At 63.8% G+C, this 21,562-nt stretch carries 21 protein-coding genes and 1 pseudogene; 21 read left to right on the forward strand and 1 reads right to left on the reverse strand.

The features are described from left to right. The first annotated feature begins 20 nt into the window (after positions 1-20). The 21 genes from trmJ to ACNFHO_RS22915 all read left to right on the forward strand — a co-directional run bounded on the left by trmJ (position 21) and on the right by ACNFHO_RS22915 (position 18,678). A complete protein-coding gene (trmJ, locus tag ACNFHO_RS22815) occupies positions 21-779 on the forward strand; it encodes a tRNA (cytosine(32)/uridine(32)-2'-O)-methyltransferase TrmJ (RefSeq protein ID WP_112899129.1) in 759 nt (252 codons plus the stop codon). A 5-nt stretch (positions 780-784) separates the two neighbouring features. Beyond that, complete coding sequence (cysE, locus tag ACNFHO_RS22820; RefSeq protein WP_054892548.1) at positions 785-1,570, forward strand: serine O-acetyltransferase; 786 nt, start codon at positions 785-787, stop codon at positions 1,568-1,570. A gap of 167 nt (positions 1,571-1,737) precedes the next feature. After that, on the forward strand, positions 1,738-2,229 hold the full coding sequence (gene iscR / locus ACNFHO_RS22825; protein ID WP_054892549.1) for a Fe-S cluster assembly transcriptional regulator IscR: 492 nt from the start codon (positions 1,738-1,740) through the stop codon (positions 2,227-2,229). 41 nt (positions 2,230-2,270) lie between these two features. Further along, a complete protein-coding gene (locus ACNFHO_RS22830) occupies positions 2,271-3,485 on the forward strand; it encodes an IscS subfamily cysteine desulfurase (protein ID WP_054925565.1) in 1,215 nt (404 codons plus the stop codon). 46 nt (positions 3,486-3,531) lie between these two features. Further along, complete coding sequence (gene iscU / locus ACNFHO_RS22835; RefSeq protein ID WP_003443374.1) at positions 3,532-3,918, forward strand: Fe-S cluster assembly scaffold IscU; 387 nt, start codon at positions 3,532-3,534, stop codon at positions 3,916-3,918. A 24-nt stretch (positions 3,919-3,942) separates the two neighbouring features. Continuing rightward, positions 3,943-4,266 (forward strand): iron-sulfur cluster assembly protein IscA, encoded by a 324-nt coding sequence (iscA, locus tag ACNFHO_RS22840; protein ID WP_003248536.1) that lies wholly within the window; start codon positions 3,943-3,945, stop codon positions 4,264-4,266. 8 nt (positions 4,267-4,274) lie between these two features. Then, positions 4,275-4,796: a co-chaperone HscB gene (hscB, locus tag ACNFHO_RS22845; RefSeq protein WP_054892551.1), complete on the forward strand. Its 522-nt coding sequence runs from the start codon at positions 4,275-4,277 to the stop codon at positions 4,794-4,796. 43 nt (positions 4,797-4,839) lie between these two features. Continuing rightward, positions 4,840-6,702 carry a Fe-S protein assembly chaperone HscA gene (gene hscA, locus ACNFHO_RS22850; RefSeq protein ID WP_054892552.1) on the forward strand — a complete coding sequence of 621 codons (1,863 nt, stop codon included), beginning with the start codon at positions 4,840-4,842 and terminating at the stop codon, positions 6,700-6,702. Between the two features lie 3 nt (positions 6,703-6,705). Continuing rightward, positions 6,706-7,047 (forward strand): ISC system 2Fe-2S type ferredoxin, encoded by a 342-nt coding sequence (gene fdx, locus ACNFHO_RS22855; RefSeq protein WP_063546067.1) that lies wholly within the window; start codon positions 6,706-6,708, stop codon positions 7,045-7,047. 10 nt (positions 7,048-7,057) lie between these two features. After that, positions 7,058-7,258 (forward strand): Fe-S cluster assembly protein IscX, encoded by a 201-nt coding sequence (iscX, locus tag ACNFHO_RS22860; protein ID WP_027920277.1) that lies wholly within the window; start codon positions 7,058-7,060, stop codon positions 7,256-7,258. Positions 7,259-7,345: 87 nt separating this feature from the next. Beyond that, a complete protein-coding gene (gene ndk, locus ACNFHO_RS22865) occupies positions 7,346-7,771 on the forward strand; it encodes a nucleoside-diphosphate kinase (protein ID WP_011532343.1) in 426 nt (141 codons plus the stop codon). Between the two features lie 28 nt (positions 7,772-7,799). Then, on the forward strand, positions 7,800-8,948 hold the full coding sequence (gene rlmN, locus ACNFHO_RS22870) for a 23S rRNA (adenine(2503)-C(2))-methyltransferase RlmN (protein ID WP_416767430.1): 1,149 nt from the start codon (positions 7,800-7,802) through the stop codon (positions 8,946-8,948). A gap of 12 nt (positions 8,949-8,960) precedes the next feature. After that, on the forward strand, positions 8,961-9,722 hold the full coding sequence (gene pilW, locus ACNFHO_RS22875; protein ID WP_416767432.1) for a type IV pilus biogenesis/stability protein PilW: 762 nt from the start codon (positions 8,961-8,963) through the stop codon (positions 9,720-9,722). After that, positions 9,719-10,726, forward strand: a complete 1,008-nt coding sequence (locus tag ACNFHO_RS22880) for a RodZ domain-containing protein (RefSeq protein WP_416767434.1) — start codon at positions 9,719-9,721, stop codon at positions 10,724-10,726. The genes pilW and ACNFHO_RS22880 overlap by 4 nt, the downstream gene beginning before the upstream one ends. A gap of 3 nt (positions 10,727-10,729) precedes the next feature. Continuing rightward, positions 10,730-11,839, forward strand: coding sequence for a flavodoxin-dependent (E)-4-hydroxy-3-methylbut-2-enyl-diphosphate synthase (gene ispG / locus ACNFHO_RS22885; RefSeq protein WP_054892556.1), 1,110 nt, complete (start codon positions 10,730-10,732; stop codon positions 11,837-11,839). A gap of 24 nt (positions 11,840-11,863) precedes the next feature. Beyond that, positions 11,864-13,150, forward strand: a complete 1,287-nt coding sequence (gene hisS, locus ACNFHO_RS22890) for a histidine--tRNA ligase (protein WP_054892557.1) — start codon at positions 11,864-11,866, stop codon at positions 13,148-13,150. A gap of 39 nt (positions 13,151-13,189) precedes the next feature. Beyond that, entirely contained in the window at positions 13,190-13,831 is a 642-nt protein-coding gene (locus ACNFHO_RS22895) for a tetratricopeptide repeat protein (protein ID WP_054892558.1), read from the forward strand. Position 13,832: 1 nt separating this feature from the next. After that, positions 13,833-14,975: an outer membrane protein assembly factor BamB gene (gene bamB / locus ACNFHO_RS22900; protein WP_054892575.1), complete on the forward strand. Its 1,143-nt coding sequence runs from the start codon at positions 13,833-13,835 to the stop codon at positions 14,973-14,975. 117 nt (positions 14,976-15,092) lie between these two features. After that, a complete protein-coding gene (gene der / locus ACNFHO_RS22905) occupies positions 15,093-16,556 on the forward strand; it encodes a ribosome biogenesis GTPase Der (protein ID WP_054892576.1) in 1,464 nt (487 codons plus the stop codon). 194 nt (positions 16,557-16,750) lie between these two features. Then, positions 16,751-17,899: a pyridoxal phosphate-dependent aminotransferase gene (locus ACNFHO_RS22910; protein ID WP_151925204.1), complete on the forward strand. Its 1,149-nt coding sequence runs from the start codon at positions 16,751-16,753 to the stop codon at positions 17,897-17,899. Then, complete coding sequence (locus ACNFHO_RS22915; RefSeq protein WP_416767438.1) at positions 17,887-18,678, forward strand: amidohydrolase; 792 nt, start codon at positions 17,887-17,889, stop codon at positions 18,676-18,678. Before ACNFHO_RS22910 ends, ACNFHO_RS22915 begins: the two co-directional genes overlap by 13 nt. Positions 18,679-18,811: 133 nt before the next feature. Here ACNFHO_RS22915 and ACNFHO_RS22920 read toward each other — a convergent pair. Next, positions 18,812-21,346 (reverse strand): annotated as a pseudogene (locus ACNFHO_RS22920) (PepSY domain-containing protein); the annotation flags it as partial. Positions 21,347-21,562: the final 216 nt, after the last annotated feature.

Here is a 21,562-nt window from a genome sequence, read left to right on the forward strand (position 1 = left end):
GCATCCGTGAGCTCGACACCTTGCTGCAGAATATTCGTGTTGTTCTGGTCAATACCAGCCACCCCGGCAACATCGGCGGCGCTGCTCGTGCCATGAAAAACATGGGCTTGTCGCGCCTGGTGCTGGTTCAGCCTCTGGATTTCCCCGCGGCCGACGCCAGTGCCCGCGCCTCTGGTGCCGACGACGTGCTGGAGGGCGCCATCGTGGTCGATACGCTCGAGCAGGCGCTGGCCGGTTGCAGTCTGGCGATTGGTACCAGCGCCCGAGACCGCAGCATGCCGTGGCCGATGCTCGACCCGCGCGAATGCGGGGTGCAGAGCGTCGCGCGTGCGGCCGCTGGCGAGGAGATCGCCCTGGTGTTCGGTCGTGAACATGCAGGCCTGACCAATGACGAACTGCAGCGATGTCACTTCCACGTCCACATTCCATCGAACCCCGATTTCAGCTCGCTGAATCTTGCCGCCGCGGTCCAGGTGCTCGCCTACGAGGTGCGCACAGCATGGCTGGCGGCGCAAGGTGCGCCGGCGAAGGTCGAGAAGGTCGATGCCAGCGATGAGCTGGCCACCCTGGACGAAATGGAGCTGTTCTACGAACACCTGGAAAAGACCCTGGTGGACATCAGCTTCCTTGACCCTGAGAAGCCCAAGCACCTGATGGCGCGCCTGCGCCGGTTGTATGGGCGCAGCTCGGTCAACCGTTCGGAAATGAGCATTTTGCGCGGCATCCTCACCGAGACCCAGAAGGTCGCACGGGGTGATGCGCACAAGCGGAAGGACTAGAAACAATGTTCGAGCGTCTGCGTGAAGATATCCAGAGTGTGTTTCATCGTGACCCGGCGGCGCGCAATGCCTTCGAGGTACTGACCTGCTACCCGGGGATGCATGCCATCTGGCTGCATCGCCTGGGCAATGCGCTGTGGAAGCGCGACTTCAAGTGGCTGGCGCGCCTGGTGTCGAACTTCGGGCGCTGGATGACCGGCATCGAGATCCACCCGGGCGCCACCATTGGCCGGCGCTTCTTCATCGATCATGGCATGGGCATCGTCATCGGCGAGACCGCCGAGATCGGCGATGACGTGACGCTCTACCAGGGCGTTACCCTCGGCGGCACCAGCTGGAACAAGGGCAAGCGACACCCGACCCTGGAAAACGGCGTAGTGGTGGGGGCGGGCGCCAAGGTGCTCGGCCCGTTCACGGTTGGTGCCGGGGCCAAGATCGGCTCCAATGCGGTGGTGACCAAGGCCGTGCCGGCCGGCGCCACGGCAGTCGGGATCCCGGGGCGGATCATCGTCAAGACCGAAGACAGCGAGGTCGAGGCCAAGCGCAAGGCCATGGCCGAGAAGATCGGCTTCGATGCCTACGGCGTCAGTGGCGACATGCCCGACCCGGTAGCGCGCGCCATCGGCCAGATGCTCGACCACCTGCAGGCGGTCGACGAGCGCCTGGAGGGCATGTGCGGGGCGCTGACCAACCTGGGCAGTGACTACTGTGCCAAGGCCCTGCCGGCGCTGCCGGAAGAAGACTTCGCCGAGGTCAAGCAGGCTGCGCAGAGCGACACTCCGTCGCATTGATTACGTCCGGCTGATACACGGGGCGTGTGCTCGCGCCCCTTGTCTGCTATCATCGCGCCCGCTTCCCGCATGCAAGCCCGACTAAAGCACTAGGTCTTATAGTTGACTTAAATGCTCGGGAATCGCATACTCGCACACATCCTGTAACTCCCGTGGTACCCATAGCCATGCGATTGACTACCAAAGGCCGTTACGCCGTCACCGCCATGCTCGACCTGGCGTTGCACGCGCAGCATGGGCCGGTATCCTTGGCCGACATTTCCGAGCGCCAGGGCATCTCCCTCTCCTATCTGGAACAGCTGTTCGCCAAGCTGCGCCGCAGCAGCCTGGTATCCAGCGTGCGCGGTCCGGGTGGCGGCTACCAGCTGTCGCGGGGCATGGAAACCATCCAGGTGGCGCAGGTAATCGACGCGGTCAACGAGTCGGTAGACGCCACTCGCTGCCAAGGCCTCGGGGATTGCCACGCCGGTGATACCTGCCTGACCCACCACCTGTGGTGTGACCTCAGCCAGCAGATCCACGAATTCCTCAGCGGCATCAGCCTGTCCGACCTCGTCATGCGCCGTGAGGTGCAGGAAGTCGCCCAGCGCCAGGACCTGCGTCGAGTCGCCGGTCGCGTTGCCCAGCTGGACAAGATTGAGACGTCCGCCGTCGACTGATGCAGCGACGAGCGACGCCAACGCCTGATAGGAGATACTCAATGAAGTTGCCGATCTACCTCGATTACTCCGCGACCACCCCGGTCGATCCCCGCGTCGCCCAGAAGATGGCCGACTGCCTGCTGGTCGACGGAAACTTCGGTAACCCGGCCTCGCGTTCCCACGTGTTCGGCTGGCGCGCTGAAGAGGCGGTCGAGAATGGCCGCCGCCAGGTCGCCGAGCTGATCAATGCCGACCCGCGCGAAATCGTCTGGACCAGCGGTGCCACCGAGTCCGACAACCTCGCGCTCAAGGGTGTCGCGCACTTCTATCAGACCAAGGGCAAGCACATCATCACCTCCAAGATCGAGCACAAGGCGGTCCTCGACACCGCTCGCCAGCTCGAGCGCGAAGGTTTCGAAGTCACCTACCTCGAACCCGGTGAAGATGGCATCGTCACCCCGGCGATGGTCGAGGCAGTGCTGCGCGACGACACCATCCTCGTCTCGCTGATGCATGTGAACAACGAAGTCGGCTCGATCAACGATATCGCCGCTATCGGTGAACTGACCCGCTCGCGCGGCGTGCTGTTCCACGTCGATGCCGCTCAGTCGGCCGGCAAGGTCGAAATCGACGTGCAGAAGACCAAGGTCGACCTGATGTCGTTCTCGGCGCACAAGGTCTACGGCCCGAAGGGCATCGGCGCGTTGTACGTCAGCCGCAAGCCGCGTGTGCGCCTGGAAGCCATCATTCACGGCGGTGGTCATGAGCGCGGCATGCGTTCGGGCACCCTGCCGACCCACCAGATCGTGGGCATGGGCGAGGCCTTCGCCATCGCCAAGCAGGAAATGGCCGCTGAAAACGTGCGCATCAAGGCGTTGAGCGACCGCTTCTTCAAGCAGGTCTCCGACCTTGAAGAGCTGTACGTCAACGGCAGCCAGACCCAGCGCGTTCCGCACAACCTGAACCTGAGCTTCAACTACGTCGAAGGCGAGTCGCTGCTGATGTCGCTCAAGGACATCGCCGTATCTTCCGGTTCGGCCTGCACCTCCGCGTCGCTCGAGCCGTCTTATGTACTGCGCGCCCTGGGCCGCAACGACGAACTGGCGCACAGCTCGATCCGCTTCTCCTTCGGTCGCTTCACCACTGAAGAAGAAGTCGACTACGCCGCGCAGGAAGTCTGCAAGGCCGTGAACAAACTGCGTGAACTGTCGCCGCTGTGGGACATGTACAAAGACGGCGTCGACATCTCCAAGATCGAGTGGGCCGCCCACTAAGCAGTCGCCAGCAAGAGCGGCTCCCTGATGAGGAAGGAATTGCACCATGGCATACAGTGAAAAGGTCATCGACCACTACGAAAACCCGCGCAACGTCGGCAAGATGGACGCCGAAGATCCGGACGTCGGTACCGGCATGGTCGGCGCCCCGGCTTGCGGTGACGTGATGCGTCTGCAGATCAAGGTCAACGAGCAAGGCATCATCGAAGATGCCAAGTTCAAGACCTACGGCTGCGGTTCGGCCATCGCCTCCAGCTCCCTGGCCACCGAGTGGATGAAGGGCAAGACCCTGGACGAAGCCGAAACCATCAAGAACACTCAGCTGGCCGAAGAACTGGCGTTGCCGCCGGTCAAGATCCACTGCTCGGTACTCGCCGAAGATGCCATCAAGGCAGCCGTTCGCGATTACAAGCAGAAGAAAGGCTTGATCTAAGTCGCCGCGAGGTAAGGAGTTCCGATGGCTATCAGCATGACAGAAGCCGCCGCCAACCACATTCGCCGCTCCCTCGACGGGCGCGGCAAGGGTGAGGGCATCCGCCTGGGCGTGCGCACCACCGGCTGCTCGGGCCTGGCCTACGTGCTGGAGTTCGTCGACGAGCTGGCCGACGAGGACCAGGTGTTCGAGAACCATGGCGTGAAGGTCATCATCGACCCGAAGAGCCTGGTGTATCTCGATGGCACCGAGCTGGATTTCGTCAAGGAAGGGTTGAACGAAGGCTTCAAGTTCAACAACCCCAACGTGCGCGGTGAGTGTGGCTGCGGCGAAAGCTTCAATGTCTGAGGCTTGACGTGGGTACTCCTTGCCATTTCGCCCTGTTCGACCTGCAGCCGGGCTTTCGCCTGGACCTCGACAAGCTGGCCACCCGTTATCGTGAGCTGGCCCGCGAGGTCCATCCGGACCGCTTCGCCGACGCCTCCGAGCGTGAGCAGCGTGTCGCCCTGGAAAAGTCCGCAGCACTCAACGACGCCTACCAGACGCTGCGCAGCGCGCCGCGTCGCGCGCGTTATCTGCTGGCCGTCAGCGGTCATGAAGTGCCGCAGGAGGTCACGGTCCACGACCCCGACTTCCTGCTGCAGCAGATGCAGTGGCGCGAAGAACTCGAAGAGCTGCAGGACGAAGCCGACCTCGACGGTGTTGCCGTGTTCAAGAAGCGCCTGAAGGTCGCCCAGGACACGCTCAACGAGGATTTCGCCGCCTGCTGGGATCAAGCTGCCGAGCGCGACAGGGCCGAGCGCCTGATGCGCCGCATGCAGTTTCTCGACAAGCTCGCCCAAGAAGTGCGCCAACTCGAAGAGCGCCTCGACGATTAACCCCGGCGTTGCCCGTGATGACGCCTAAGGTATTCAGATAAGCATGGCCCTACTGCAGATCGCCGAACCCGGTCAGAGCCCCCAGCCGCACCAGCGTCGCCTGGCGGTGGGTATCGACCTGGGTACCACCAACTCTCTCGTCGCTGCGGTGCGCAGCGGTCGCAGCGAGCCCCTGCCCGACGCCCAGGGCAACGTCATCCTGCCGTCCGCAGTGCGCTATTTGCCAGGGCACAGCGACGTTGGCCAGGCGGCTCGTGATGCAGCCGCCAGCGACCCGCTGAACACCGTGCTTTCGGTCAAGCGCCTGATGGGGCGCGGTCTTGCCGACGTCAAGCAGCTGGGCGAGCAACTGCCCTATCGCTTCGTTGGCGGCGAGTCGCACATGCCGTTCATCGACACCGTCCAGGGGCCGAAGAGTCCGGTAGAGGTGTCGGCCGACATTCTCAAGGTCCTGCGTCTGCGCGCCGAGCAAACCCTCGGTGGCGAACTGGTGGGGGCGGTCATCACCGTGCCGGCCTATTTCGACGACGCCCAGCGCCAGGCCACCAAGGACGCTGCGCGTCTGGCTGGCCTGAACGTGCTGCGCCTGCTCAACGAGCCGACCGCTGCCGCCGTGGCCTATGGCCTGGACCAGAACGCCGAAGGCGTGGTGGCGATCTTCGACCTGGGGGGCGGCACTTTCGATATTTCGATCCTGCGCCTGACCGCGGGCGTCTTCGAAGTGCTGGCCACGGGGGGCGACACTGCCCTGGGCGGCGATGACTTCGACCACGCCATTGCCGGCTGGATCATCGAGCAGGCCGGTCTGTCCGCCGATCTCGACCCGGCGACCCAGCGTCAACTGCTGCAGACGGCCTGTGCCGCCAAAGAGGCCTTGACCGACGCCGATACCGTCAGCGTCGCCCATGGCGCCTGGCAGGGCGAGCTCAGCCGTGCCGCCTTCGAAGCCATGATCGAACCCCTGATCGCCCGCAGCCTCAAGGCCTGCCGCCGCGCCGTGCGCGACAGCGGTGTCGAGCTGGAAGAGGTCGGTGCGGTGGTCATGGTCGGTGGCTCGACGCGCGTGCCGCGTGTGCGTGAAGCCGTCGGCACGCTGTTCGGCCGCGCTCCGCTGACCTCGATCGATCCGGACCAGGTCGTCGCTATTGGTGCCGCGATCCAGGCCGACACCCTGGCCGGTAATCGCCGCGAGGGTGGCGAATTGTTACTTCTGGACGTCATCCCGCTGTCGTTGGGTCTTGAGACCATGGGCGGGTTGATGGAGAAGGTGATTCCACGCAACACCACGATTCCCGTGGCTCGCGCCCAGGAGTTCACCACCTACAAGGATGGCCAGTCGGCCATGATGATTCACGTCCTGCAGGGCGAGCGCGAGCTGATCAGCGACTGTCGTTCGCTGGCCCGCTTCGAGCTGCGCGGCATCCCGGCGATGGTGGCCGGTGCAGCGAAGATCCGCGTGACCTTCCAGGTCGATGCCGACGGCCTGCTCAGCGTCGCGGCCCGCGAGCTGGGCTCGGGCGTGGAGTCGAGCATCCAGGTCAAGCCGTCGTACGGCCTGACCGACGGCGAGATCGCTCGTATGCTCAAGGACTCCTTCGAGCACGCAGGCTCCGACAAGCAGGCGCGCCAGTTGCGCGAGCACCAGGTCGATGCCGAGCGGTTGCTCGAAGCGGTGCAGGGCGCCCTGGATGCCGATGGCGAGCGTCTGCTCAGCGCTGACGAGCGCGAGGCCATCGCCTTCCAGATGCAAGAATTGCGTGATTTGCTCAGCGGCACCGATGGCGCGGCCATCGAGCAACAGACCAAGCGTCTGTCGCAGGTGACCGATGCCTTTGCCGCCCGTCGCCTTGATTCGACGGTCAAAGCCGCACTGGCCGGGCGCAACCTGAATGAGATCGAGGAGTAACCGATGCCCCAGGTGATTTTCCTGCCGCATGAGAAGTTCTGCCCGGATGGGCTGGTGGTCGAAGTGGAGCCAGGGACCAACATCCTGGAGCTGGCCCACGAGCACCATATCGAGATGGAAAGCGCCTGCGGTGGCGTGTGTGCCTGCACCACCTGTCACTGCATCGTGCGTGAAGGTTTCGACTCGCTGGAAGAAGCCGACGAGCTGGAAGAAGACATGCTGGACAAGGCCTGGGGCCTGGAAGCGCAGTCCCGCCTGGCGTGCCAGGTGATCGTGGGTGATGAAGACATCACCATCGAGATTCCGAAATACTCGCTCAACCACGCTGCCGAAGCGCCGCACTGAGGTTTTCAGCATGAGCCTGAAATGGATTGATGTACTTGAGATCGCCATCCAGCTTGCGGAAAGCAAGCCGGACGTCGATCCTAAATATGTGAATTTCGTCGATCTGCACCGTTGGGTGCTGGCTTTGCCAGAGTTCAGCGACGATCCGTCACGCGGCGGTGAGAAAGTGCTCGAGGCCATCCAGGCGGCCTGGATCGAAGAAGCCGACTGAGCGTCTCTGCAGGTTAGGCAATCCCCTGGAACCCGCGTATAATTCGCGGGTTTAATTTTTCGCAACACTCAAATTCTGGAGTTTTCCATGGCTGTTCAACGTACTTTCTCCATCATCAAGCCTGACGCAGTTGCCAAGAACGTCATCGGCAAGATCACCACTCGCTTCGAAGAAGCTGGCCTGAAAATCGTCGCTTCGAAAATCAAGCAACTGTCCAAGGCCGAAGCCGAAGGCTTCTACGCCGAGCACAGCGCTCGTGGCTTCTTCGGTGATCTGGTTGCCTTCATGACTTCCGGCCCGGTCGTCGTTCAGGTGCTGGAAGGCGAGAACGCCATCGCTCTGAACCGTGAGCTGATGGGCGCCACCAACCCTAAAGAAGCCGCTCCAGGCACCATCCGTGCCGACTTCGCCGAGTCGATCGACGCCAACGCCGTTCACGGTTCGGACTCCGAAGCCGCTGCAGCTCGCGAAATCGCTTACTTCTTCGCTGCTACCGAGGTAACCACTCGCTAAGCGAAAGCTTACGAGTGAGGGTGAATCCATGACGACATCTACTGGCAAAATCAACCTGTTGGGGCTGACCCTGCCGGAAATGGAACAGTTCTTCGACTCGATCGGGGAGAAGCGCTTCCGTGCCGGTCAGGTGATGAAATGGATTCACCATTTTGGCGTGTCCGACTTTGCGGACATGACCAACGTTGGCAAGGTCTTGCGCGAAAAGCTCGAGGCCGTTGCCGAGATTCGCCCCCCGGAAGTGGTCAGCGAGGACATTTCCGCTGACGGTACCCGTAAATGGGTAGTCCGCGTTGCCTCCGGCAGCTGCGTCGAGACCGTCTACATTCCCACCGACGACCGCGGTACCCTCTGCGTTTCGTCGCAAGCCGGCTGTGCCCTGGACTGCAGTTTCTGCTCCACCGGCAAGCAAGGCTTCAACAGCAACCTCACCGCTGCCGAAGTGATTGGCCAGGTGTGGCTTGCCAACAAATCCTTCGGGACCGTCCCCGCCAAGATCGACCGCGCTATCACCAACGTGGTCATGATGGGCATGGGCGAGCCCTTGCTGAACTTCGACAATGTCATCGCCGCGATGAAGATCATGATGGACGATCTGGGCTATGGCATTTCCAAGCGTCGCGTCACCCTGTCCACCTCGGGTGTCGTGCCGATGATCAACGAGCTGGCCAAGCACATCGACGTGTCGCTGGCGTTGTCGCTGCATGCGCCCAACGACGCGTTGCGCAACCAGTTGGTCCCGATCAACAAGAAGTACCCGCTCAAGATGCTGCTCGAGTCCTGCATGGGCTACATGTCCACGCTCGGGGGCAAGCGGGTGCTTACCATCGAGTACACCTTGCTCAAGGACGTCAACGATCAGCCTGAGCATGCCGCGCAGATGATCGAATTGCTGCGTGACGTGCCGTGCAAGATCAACCTGATTCCGTTCAACCCGTTCCCGCACTCCGGTTACGAGCGCCCCAGCAACAATGCGATCCGTCGCTTCCAGGATCTGCTGCACCACGGCGGCTTCAACGTCACCACCCGCACCACCCGCGGCGAAGATATCGACGCGGCCTGTGGCCAGTTGGTGGGGCAGGTAATGGACCGCACCCGCCGCAGCGAACGCTACATCGCCGTGCGCCAGATCAACGCCGATGGCAGCGAGCTGCACGACAGCGCTGCGCGCCACTGACGGACTCCGCCGATGACCCTGCGCGCCGCGCTGTCGATCCTGTCGCTTTTGCTGCTGGCCGGCTGCGTGTCCGGCGGGGCAGGTGATCCGCTTTCCAGCCGACAGGGCAGGGCGGAGGCAGGGCGTGCCTACGTGCAGTTGGGCCTGGGGTATTTGCAACAAGGCATGACTGAGCAAGCCAAGGCCCCGCTGGCAAGGGCGCTTGCGTTGAACAGCCGTGATGCCGATGCACACGCCGCCCTGGGCCTGGTCTTTCAGGCCCAGGGCGAGCCCGATCTGGCCGATGGCCATTTCCGCGAAGCCTTGTCGCAACGCCCGGATGACACGCGGATTCGCAACAACTACGGCAGTTTCCTATATGCTCAAGGGCATTTTCGCCAGGCAGAGCAGATGTTTCGCCAAGCCGCCGCCGATACCCTGTATCCTGAGCGCTCCCGGGTGTACGAGAACCTTGGCCTGACCGCACTCAAGCAGGGGCGCCGCGAGCAGGCGCACGAATACCTGGACAAGGCCCTGCGGCTCAATCAACGGCAACCACGAGCGCTGCTGGAAATGGCTGAGTTGTCCTACGAAAACAGGCATTATGTGCCGGCCCGGGACTACTACGAACGTTTCAGCCAGCAAGGCGATCATGACGCCCGCAGTCTGTTGTTGGGCAGCCGCCTCGCCCGAGTCTTCGAAGAGCACGGCACCGCGGCCGAGCTGGGCAAGAAATTACAACGACTTTATCCCGGTACGCCGGAATATCAGCAATACCTGTCGGAGCAACGATGAAAGCCGCGCACCCCGAAGCAGCAGCAGCGATTCAGCAGAATCCCGGTGATGTCTTGCGCCAGGCCCGCGAGAACCGGAACTGGTCGCAGGCCGAGGTCGCCCGTAAGCTGAATCTCACGGTCACTTCGCTGAACAACCTGGAAACCGGCGCCTTCGACAAGCTTCCCGGACACACGTTCGCGCGCGGCTATATCCGCGCCTACGCCAAGCTCATGGAGATGGACCAGGCGCCGCTCGTCGAGGCTTTCGACCAGATCACCGGGACTCACGCCAAGGGCAGCGAAGTGCATGCCCTTGGTCGTATCGAGGAGCCGGTGCGCCTTTCGCACAACATCCTGCGTGTCGTCAGCCTGTTGCTGCTGGTGGCTGTGGTCGGTGGCGGCTTCTTCTGGTGGCAGGACCAGAGCAGCCTGCGTGGCAAGGACCTGGCCAAGATCGCCCTGGAGCATGTCGAGGTCGAAAGCGCCGACGGTACCACCCAGATCCACCCGCTCGACGAGCCGGAAGACCAGGCCGTGACTGCTGGCCAGCAGCCTGAAAGCGCGCCACTGCCGCTTGAACAGGCTCCGACCGAACCCGCTGCCGAGGCGCCTGTGGAAAGCGCCCCGGCCACCTCGGCATCAGCCGCCGCTCCAGCCGCTCCGGTTGCCCAGGCTCCTGCCCAGACCCACACGCCGGCCACCACGCCCGCACCGACCGCGCCTGCCAACCACGCCGCACCGACCGCTCCAGCAGCTACCGAGCCTGCCGTGGTTGCTGCTGGCGACGGCAAGGTCGCCATTCAATTCACCGCCGATTGCTGGACCCAGGTCACCGACGGCAACGGCAAGGTGCTGTTCAGCGCGATCAAGCGCAAGGGTGACAGCCTGGAACTGACCGGCAAGCCGCCGTTCGCGGTCCGCCTGGGCTTTGCCCGCGGCGCTCAGGTCAGCTACAACGGTCAGGCCGTCGATGTCGCCCCGTTCACCAGTGGCGAGACCGCTCGCCTGAAGTTGGGACAGTAAGTCATGCACGGCGAATCTCCGATCAAACGTCGCGAATCCCGCAAAATCTGGGTCGGCAATGTGCCGGTGGGTGGTGATGCACCCATCGCGGTACAGAGCATGACCAACACCGACACCAATGATGTCGCCGCCACCGTTGGGCAGATCCAGCGCCTGGTCGATGCCGGTGTCGACATCGTCCGCGTCTCGGTGCCAGACATGGACGCGGCCGAAGCCTTCGGCAAGATCAAGCAACTGGTCAGCGTGCCATTGGTCGCCGACATCCATTTCGACTACAAGATTGCCCTGCGCGTCGCCGAGCTTGGTGTTGACTGCCTGCGCATCAACCCGGGCAACATCGGCCGTGAAGACCGCGTACGCGCGGTGGTCGATGCCGCTCGCGACCGTGGCATCCCGATTCGCATCGGCGTCAATGCCGGCTCGCTGGAAAAGGACCTGCAGAAGAAGTACGGCGAACCGACCCCGGCTGCGCTGGTCGAGTCGGCGCTGCGCCATGTCGAGCACCTTGACCGCCTCGACTTCCAGGACTTCAAGGTCAGCGTCAAGGCCTCCGACGTGTTCATGGCCGTCGAAGCCTACCGCCTGCTGGCCAGGCAGATCGTGCAGCCGCTGCACCTGGGCATCACCGAAGCCGGTGGTCTGCGCTCGGGGACGGTGAAATCCGCCGTCGGCCTCGGTATGCTGCTCGCCGAAGGCATTGGCGATACCATTCGCATCTCGCTTGCTGCCGATCCGGTCGAGGAAGTGAAGGTCGGCTACGACATCCTCAAGTCGCTGCACCTGCGCTCGCGTGGCATCAACTTCATCGCCTGCCCGAGCTGTTCGCGGCAGAATTTCGATGTGGTCAAGACCATGAACGAGCTTGAAGGGCGCCTGGAAGACCTGCTGGTGCCGCTGGACGTCGCGGTGATCGGCTGCGTGGTCAACGGCCCGGGCGAAGCCAAGGAATCCCACGTCGGCCTGACCGGTGGCACCCCCAACCTGGTGTACATCGATGGCAAGCCGGCGCAGAAGCTGACCAATGACAACCTGGTCGATGAGCTGGAAAAGCTCATCCGCCAGAAAGCGGCCGAGAAGGTCGAGGCCGACGCGGCGCTTATCGCCCGCGGCTGATAGACAGATTCGTAAGGACTTTTCGTGAGCAAATCGCTGCAAGCCATCCGTGGCATGAACGACATCCTGCCCGAGCAGTCGCCCCTGTGGCGCTACTTCGAAGGCACCGTGGCCGGCCTGCTGGACGGCTACGGCTACAGCCAGATCCGCACGCCGATCGTCGAGTTCACCGAGCTGTTCAAGCGCTCGATCGGTGAAGTCACCGATATCGTCGAAAAAGAGATGTATACCTTCCAGGACAACAAGGACTCGCTGACCTTGCGTCCCGAAGGCACTGCCGCCTGTGTGCGTGCTGTGCTCGAGCACGGCATCATCGGCAACGGCCAGGTCCAGAAACTCTGGTATGTCGGCCCGATGTTCCGCCACGAGCGCCCGCAACTGGGGCGCTATCGCCAGTTCCACCAGATCGGCGTCGAGGTATTCAACCTGGCCGGTCCGGACATCGACGCCGAACTGATCATGCTCACCTGGCGCCTCTGGGCGCGCCTGGGTATCCAGGACGCGGTCACGCTCGAGCTCAACAGCCTGGGCACCAGCGAAGCCCGTGCGCGCTATCGCGACGCGCTGGTCGAGTTCCTCAGCGAACGTATCGATCAGCTGGACGACGACAGCAAGCGTCGTTTGCAGAGCAACCCGCTGCGCATCCTCGACAGCAAGAACGAAGGCACCCAGGCCGCCCTGGTGGGCGCTCCGAAGCTCGAAGAGTACCTGGACGAAGAGTCCCGCGTGCACTTCGAGGGCGTGAAGGCCCGCCTGGACGCTGCCGGAATCCCGTTCGTGATCAACACCAAGCTGGTGCGTGGCCTGGACTACTACAGCAAGACCGTGTTCGAGTGGGTGACCGACAAGCTCGGTGCCCAGGGCACTGTCTGCGCTGGTGGCCGCTACGATGGCCTGGTCGAGCAGATGGGCGGCAAGCCGACGGCTGGCGTGGGCTTCGCCATGGGTATCGAGCGCCTGCTGTTGCTGATCGAGACGCTGGGCAAGGTGCCCGAGTCGATCAGCCGCACGCTGGATGTCTATCTGTGCGCCTTCGGCGAGCAGGCGGAGCTGGCGGGCCTGAAGATCAGCGAGCAACTGCGCGATCGCTTGCCGGGCCTGCGCCTGGCGGTCAACGCCGGTGGTGGCAACTTCAAGAACCAGTTCAAGAAGGCCGACAAGAGCGGGGCGCTGTTCGCCCTGATCCTGGGGGACGACGAGCTGGCGCAACAAGTGGTAGGTTTCAAGCCCCTGCGTGGCCAGGGCGAACAACAGAACATTGCCTGGGATGCTCTGGCCGAGCACCTGCAAGCTGCTCTCGCGCAGGCGTGAAGCGGTCAAACAGCCGAATTGCTGAAAAGGAGTATTGGGGTGTCGAGTACCGATGATGATGGCCTGGCCGCAGCCAAGGACTGGTGGAACCGCAACGGCAAGCCGCTGCTGACCGGTGCCCTGCTCGCCGCCGCGGTGGTGATGGGCTGGCAGGCCTGGCACAAGTACCAGAGCAACCAGTCGCAAGGCGCTTCGGCGCTGTACCAGGCGTTGCTGGAAACTACCCTGACGCCTGACGGCAAGCCGGATGCGACCAAGGTCGCCGAATTGTCCGGCAAGCTCAAGAGCGAATTTGGCGGTTCGGCCTATGCCCAGTACGGCAGCCTGTTCGTGGCCAAGGTCGCGGTCGACAGCGGCAAGCTGGACGATGCCGCCGCCGAGCTCAAGAGCGTGATGGACAAGCCGGCCGATGCCACCCTCGGCGAGATCGCGCGCCAGCGTCTGGCCCGTGTGCTCGCTGCCCAGGACAAGGCCGAGGAGGCCCTCAAGCTGCTCGACGGTGACGCCGACAAGGCGTTCCTGGCCAGCCGCGAGGAGCTCAAGGGTGACTTGCTGGTCCAGTTGGGCCGTGCCGACGATGCCCACGGTGCGTATGAAAAAGCCAAGGCCGCGCTGTCCGACGACGCCGCGATCGGTGGCCTGCAACTGAAGCTGGATGACCTGGCCAAAGGGGACGCGTGAAGTGACCGGTTGGAAACAAGCAGCAGTGCTCGCCCTGGCCGTGCTGGCCGCGGGTTGCAGCAGCAACAGCAAGAAGGAACTGCCCCCGGCCGAACTGACCAAGTTCACCGAAGAGGTGGTGCTCAAGAAACAGTGGAGCCGTTCGATCGGTGACGGCCAGGGTGACAAGTACAACACCCTGGTGCCGGCCATCGAGAACGACCGCATCTACGCTGCCGACGTCAACGGCAAGGTCTTCGCCCTGAACCGCAGCAACGGTGACGTGGTGTGGAAGAAGGACCTGGAGGTGCCGGTTTCCGGCGCTGTCGGCGTGGGTTACGGCCTGTTGATGATGGGCACTCTGAAGGGTGAAGTCATCGCCCTGGACTCCAGCACCGGTGAAGAGCGCTGGCGCTCGCGCGTCACCAGCGAAGTGCTGGCTCCGCCGGCGACCAACGGTGATGTGGTGGTGGTGCAGACCCAGGACGACCGTCTGATCGGCCTGGACTTCAGCACCGGTGATCGCCGCTGGATCTACGAGAGCTCGCCTGCGGTACTCACTCTTCGTGGTACCGGCGCGCCGATCGTCACCAACCGCCTGGCGGTGGCTGGCCTGTCCACCGGCAAGGTGATTGCGGTCGACACGCAGAACGGCGTACCGGTGTGGGAGGCCCGCGTGGCCGTGCCGCAAGGCCGTTCCGAGCTGGACCGCGTGGTGGACATCGACGGTGGCTTGCTGCTGTCCGGTGGTACCCTGTACGTCACCAGCTACCAGGGTCGCGTCGCGGGCCTGGATCTGGAAAGCGGCCGTGTACTGTGGCAGCGCGATGCCTCCAGCTACGTCGGTGTCGCCCAGGGCTTTGGCAACGTCTACGTGAGCGAGGCTTCGGGCACCGTCGAGAGCGTCGATGAGCGTTCGTCTTCGGCGCTGTGGACCAACGATTCCATGGCCCGTCGCCAACTATCGGCACCGGAAGTGTTCTCCAGCTATGTCGCGGTGGGTGACTTCGAGGGTTACCTGCACCTGCTCAGCCAGGTCGATGGTCGCTTCGTCGGCCGTGAGCGTATCGACAGCGATGGCCTGCGCGCCCGTCCCCTGGTGGTCGGCGACACCATCTATGTCTATGGCAACAGCGGCAAGCTCGAGGCACTGACCATCCGCTGAAGCTATGCTTGAGACCGTCATCGGTTTCAGGCTGCGGCGCAGGAAGCGCCGCCCGAACTCCGGCCGCTGCCTTGCAGCGGCCTTTGCATTTTCAAGAATTCACGAATGGAGAGCCGCATGGTTCCCGTAATCGCCCTGGTGGGACGGCCGAACGTCGGCAAATCCACCATGTTCAACCGCCTGACCAAGACCCGCGATGCCATCGTCGGCGACCTGTCGGGCCTGACCCGTGACCGCCAGTACGGCGATGCCAGTTGGCAGGGTCGTTCGTTCATCCTCATCGACACCGGCGGTATCACCGGTGACGAAGTGGGCATGGACGAGAAGATGGCCGAGCAGTCGCTGATGGCCATCGAAGAAGCGGACTATGTGCTGTTCCTGGTCGATGCCCGCGCCGGCATGACCGCCGCTGACCAGATGATCGCCGAGCACCTGCGCAAGCGGAACAAAGAGGCGATCCTGGTCGCCAACAAGATCGACAACATCGATGCCGATGTCGCCCGCGCCGAGTTCTCGCCGCTGGGTATGGGCAACGCCATTCCGGTCGCTGGCTCGCAAGGCCGTGGTATCAATGCGCTGATGGAAGCCGTGCTTGGCCACATCCCGCGCGACCAGGTCGAGGAAGCGCTGGATGCCGAGGTCGCCGAAGGCGAGGAAGCGGTGCGTATCCCCGGCCCGAGCGAGAAGGATGGCATCAAGATCGCCATCATTGGTCGCCCCAACGTCGGCAAGTCCACGCTGGTCAACCGCATGCTCGGTGAAGAGCGCGTGGTGGTCTACGATCAGCCGGGCACCACCCGCGACAGTATCTACATCCCGTTCGAGCGTGATGGCGAGAAGTACACCTTCATCGACACTGCCGGGGTGCGCAAACGCGGCAAGATCCACGAGGAAGTCGAGAAGTTCTCAGTGGTCAAGACGCTGCAGGCGATCAAGGACGCCAACGTGGTGATCTTCGTCATGGACGCGCGCGAGGGTGTGGTCGACCATGACCTGAACCTGCTGGGCTTCGCCCTGGACGCCGGCCGTGCCATCGTCATCGCACTGAACAAGTGGGACGGCATGGAGCCGGGCGAGCGCGACTACGTGAAGACCGAGCTGGAGCGCCGGCTGTTCTTCGTCGACTTTGCCGATATCCACTTCATCTCCGCCCTGCACGGCACTGGCGTTGGCCACCTGTACAAGTCGGTGCAGGCCGCGTTCAAGTCGGCGGTCACCCGCTGGCCGACCAGCCGCCTGACCCAGATCCTCGAAGATGCGATCAGCGAGCACCAGCCGCCGCTGGTCAATGGTCGTCGGATCAAGCTGCGCTATGCCCACCTGGGTGGCGCCAACCCGCCGCTGATCGTGATTCACGGTAACCAGACCGACAAGATCCCGCGTTCCTACTCGCGCTACCTGGAAAACACCTACCGCCGTGTGCTGAAGCTGGTCGGTACGCCGATCCGCATCGAGTACAAGGGCGGCGAAAACCCCTACGAGGGCAACAAGAACACCCTCACCGATCGCCAGGTCAACAAGAAGCGTCGCTTGATGTCGCACCACAAGAAGGCTGAGAAGAAGCGCAAAGACAAGCGCTGATTCTCGCGTCTGCTTCTTTGCGGGCAAGCCCGCTCCCACTGGGTAAGGCACAGGCATTGAGATCTGTGAGCGACCTGTGGAGCGGGCTTGCCCACGAATGAGCCTTTAAATGTTTCAACCTTTTTCCTGCCTGCCCGATCCGCTATGCTCGGACTCCACCCCGTGCCGGACCACCCCGCAGGAAAGAGGGCTTCATGATCCGCAGCAAACTGCCGAACGTCGGCACGACCATCTTCACCACCATGTCCCAGCTCGCCGCGCAAACCGGCGCGCTCAACCTGTCCCAGGGTTTCCCCGATTTCAATGGCCCGCAGCCGCTGCTCGATGCGGTCGGCCGACACGTGGCCGCTGGCAACAACCAGTACGCGCCGATGACCGGGTTGCCGGTGTTGCGGCAGCAGGTCGCGGCGAAGATCGCCCGGCTTTATGGCGCCCAGGTGGACGCCGATCAGGAAGTGACCATCACGCCGGGCGCCACCGAGGCGATCTTCTGTGCGATCCAGGCGGTGATCCAGGCTGGCGATGAGGTGATCGTCTTCGACCCGTCGTACGACAGCTACGAGCCGTCGGTAGAGCTGGCCGGTGGTCGCTGCGTGCATGTGCAGCTGAGTGATGGCGATTTTCGCATCGACTGGCAGAAGTTCAGCGATGCCCTGACCCCGCGCACGCGCATGGTCATCCTCAACTCGCCGCACAACCCCAGCGGCGCCCTGATCACCCGTGAAGACCTCGACCAGCTTGCCGCCTTGATTGCCGAGCGCGACATCTACCTGGTGAGCGACGAGGTCTACGAGCACCTGGTCTACGACGGCGTACGCCATGCCAGCGTGCTGGCTCACCCGCAGCTGTATGCGAGGGCCTTCGTGGTCAGCTCGTTCGGCAAGACCTACCACGTCACCGGCTGGAAGACCGGCTATGTGATTGCACCGCCTGCGCTGAGCGCCGAGCTGCGCAAGGTCCACCAGTACGTCAACTTCTGCGGCGTGACGCCGCTGCAATGGGCGCTGGCCGACTTCATGGCCGAACACCCGGAGCATATCGACGAACTGCCAGGCTTCTACCAGGCCAAGCGCGACCTGTTCTGCGACCTGCTGCAAACATCGCGATTTGCCTTCACCCGCACCGCGGGTACCTATTTCCAGTTGGTGGACTACTCGGCGATCCGTCCCGACCTCAATGATGTGGAGATGGCCCTGTGGCTGACCCGCGAACACGGCGTGGCGACCATCCCGGTGTCGGTGTTCTACCAGCGCCCCATCCCCGAGCAACGCCTGGTGCGCCTGTGCTTTGCCAAACGTGAGGAGACGCTGCGTCAGGCGGCGGAAAAACTATGCGCGATCTGAGTCAACTGCCGAACCTGAAGCTCGCCCTGGTGCAAACCACCCTGGCCTGGCATGACCGCGAGGGCAACCATGCGCATTTCGAGGTATTGCTGGAGCAGGCCCGTGGCGCTGACCTGGTGATCCTGCCGGAGATGTTCACCACTGGCTTCTCGATGGAGTCCGAACGCCTTGCCGAGCCCGAGCAGGGTCCGACCTACAAGTGGCTCAAGGCACAGGCAAAGAAGATCGATGCGGTGATCACCGGCAGTGTGATCATCCAGGCCGCCGACGGCAGCCATCGCAATCGCCTGCTGTGGGCGCGACCGGACGGCGAGGTGCTGCATTACGACAAGCGCCACCTGTTCCGCATGGCAGGTGAACACAAGCACTACATGCCTGGCGAGCGCCAGGTGCAGTTCGAGCTCAAGGGCTGGCGAGTTCGCCCGCTGATCTGCTACGACCTGCGCTTCCCGGTGTGGAGCCGCGACGCCCAGGACACCGACCTGCTGCTGTACACGGCGAACTGGCCGGCCGCGCGGCGCCAGCACTGGAACCGGCTGCTGCCGGCGCGGGGGATCGAGAACCTGTGCTACGTGGCTGCGGTGAATCGGGTGGGGACCGACGGCAAAGGCTTTGCCTATTCGGGGGACAGCCAAGTGCTGGACTTCCAGGGCGAGAGCCTGCTGAGTGCGGGGGAGGCCGACGGGGTGTTCAGCGCGGTGTTGAGCGCCGCTGACCTGGCGGCGTATCGGGCCAAGTTCCCGGCGAACCTGGATGCCGACACCTTCGAGCTGCATTGAAACTGCAGTGCTCTTTTCGCGGGCAAGCCCGCGGCCCCAGGGAAAACGGTGATCCCAGCGTTGCCAGTGGGCGCGGGGGTGGCCGCGCAAATAACCCAACAAACGGCGCGGGGGCTTTACAAAACCCCCCCAAGCGCCCGTCCTCAATCAGCCGCTCGACGAGCTCTTCACCAAGAAGCCCCTTCAGCGCTGCATCCACGCCGCCTGCCATCCCTTGTAGGCTGCCGCAGACATACACACAGGCACCCTCGTCGATCCAGCGGCGCAGCTCTTCGCCTTGCTGCAACAGCACATCCTGCACATACACCTTTTCCGCCTGGTCTCGCGAGAACGCCAGGTCCAATCGTGCCAGATCGCCGCTGTCCAGCCAGCCTTGCAGCTCGCGGCCGCAGAGCAGGTCGTGGGCGCGGTTGCGTTCGCCGAACAGCAGCCAGTTGCGCTGCTCACCACTCGCGATCCGGGCCTTGAGCAGGCTGCGCAGGCCTGCCAGGCCAGTCCCGTTGCCGATCAGCACCATCGGTACCGAGGCGGCCGGCAGGTGGAAGCTGCTGTTGCGGCGCAGACGCAGACTGGCATGGCCGTCCATGGGCAGGTATTCGGTCAGCCAGCCGGAGCCCAGCCCGAGGCTGCCATCGGCATGACGCTCCTGGCGCACGATCAGCTCCAGCACGCCGTCGCTGGCGATCGAGGCGATGGAATATTCGCGGGCACCGAGTGGAATCAGCGAATTGACCAGCGCCTGGGCGTGCAGGCCGACCAGATGCTCGCGGCTGGTTGGCAACTGGCGACTGGCCAGCGCCTGGCCAAGCGGCTCGACAAGACCCTCAAGTTGCACCGGCAGATTCGCATCGAGCCCCAACCCTTGCAGGAAGGCATCGATCCGCGCCTGGCTGTGGCGGGGCAGCACCTCGACCAGGTCGCCAGCGTCCCAGACGCTTGGGTGTTCGGCACTCAGGCCCAGCAAGTACACCGGTGCGCCCTGGCTACCGGGGTTGAGGCGCTCCCGTCGTACCAGGCGCCAGTTGCCGTAGCTGGGCGGTTGCCAGGCGGCGAGCGGACGTGCGCCGGTCAGTTGCCCCAGGGCCTGCTGCCATTGTTGCAGGGCGTTCTGGTCGGCACTGTCGACTTCGATCGGGCTGAACGCGGTGGTCGCGCCACGCTCGGCCAGCCAGGCCTGCAAACGCCGGGCGAAACCGCAGAAATGCGGATACTGCCGATCGCCCAGGGCGAGCAGGGCGTAGTTCAGGTGTTGCAGGGCCCAGGGCTGGCCCAGCACCTTGCGCTCGAAGCCGCGGGCGCTGTCAGGCGCCTCGCCGTCACCGAAGGTGCTGACCACGAACAGCGCGCGACGGGCCTGGCGCAGCTCGTCCTCGCCCAGCTCGGCGAGCGAGCGCACCTGTACCGGCAAGCCCGCCGCCTGCAACTGCCCTGCGCTCTGCCAGGCCAGTTGCTCGGCCAGGCCACTCTGGCTGGCGAAGCCGATCAGCCAGCTGTCGCCGCTGGCGTTGGCGGTGTCGACCGAGCCTCGGGCGGCACGGACCTGGCGCTTCTTGCGGCGGCGATCGAGATACAGCAGCCAGCCGGTGACGAAGAACAGCGGCATGGTCAGGCTGGCGATGGTGAGGATGATCCTGCCCGGCAAACCGAAATAGCTGCCCACGTGCAGGGCGTAGACGCTCTGTAGCAGTTGGGCTTTGAACGACTTGTCGGTGTAGCGCTCGTGACGTTTGATCTGGCCGGTGGCGGGGTCAAGCGTCACGGTGTTGAAGGCGCGCTCGTGGGCCGAATCATCGAGCAGGTAGAACAGCGTCGCCGGCTGGCCGCCGCCAGGCGGCAGGCGCAGGTTATAGCTGGCAAGGCGTGGGCCTGCGGCATCCTTCAGATTGCTCCAGATGGCGTCGTAGTCGACCACCAGCGGCGCTGCCTTGGCATCCGCTGCTTGTGGCCCGGGCCGGCCGCGACCTGCGCCGCGCTGTTGCTGCTCGCCGGCTGCGGGTTTGTCGGCGAGCAGTTTGTTCAGGCCCTCGCGGTACCAGTCGTAGGACCAGAACAGGCCAGTCAGGGCAAACAGCAGGTAGAACAGCAGGCACCAGGTCCCTGCAACGGCGTGCAGGTCCCAGTTGAAGGCGCGGCCTTTCTTGGCCCAGTCGAAGCTCAGCCAGACCCGCCAGTTCAAGGCCCGGCGCGGCCAGCGCAGGTACAGGCCGGAGAGGCAGAAGAAGATCAGCATCAGGGTGCAGGCACCGGTGATCTGCCGGCCGGTATCGCCCATGGCCAGGAAGCGGTGCAACTGCAGCATGAGGTTGAAGAAGCCCAGGCCCGTCACTTCACCCTTGAGCTCGCCAGTGTACGGATCGGCATAACGCAGCTCACCGCGGCGTTCGCCGGGCGGCGGGGTGAAGAAGAGGCGTGCGGCAGTGTCGGCGTGGGTATCGACCCAGAGCATCGCCACCTTGTCACCCTGGGCCAGTTCCGCGCGGCGCACCAGTTCCGGCAGCGGCAGCACACCCTCCTGGCGCACCTCGACCTTGAGCACATCGGCGTTGAACAGGCGCAGCAGTTCTTCCTGGAACGACCAGATCGCACCGGTGATGCCCATCAGCGCCAGCACCAGGCCGGCGGTGATGCCAAAGAACCAGTGCAATTGGAACAGCGACTTCTTCACCACATCGATCACCTTGTGTTGCTGCCACAGACCGCGCGGCGTGCATTATGCCTTGATACGCAAAAGCCCCGCTCACAGGAATGTTCGGGGCGGGGGGCGTTCTGTCTAGTGCTCGACTGCACCGGCCTCTTCGCGGGCAAGCCCGCTCCCACAGGTGTTCCACAGGTTTGAGGATTGTGGTGTCCCTGCGGGAGCGGGCTTGCCCGCGAAGAGGCCGGT

This window comes from Pseudomonas sp. NY15374, assembly GCF_048068255.1.
GTDB classification, from domain to species: domain Bacteria; phylum Pseudomonadota; class Gammaproteobacteria; order Pseudomonadales; family Pseudomonadaceae; genus Aquipseudomonas; species Aquipseudomonas machongensis.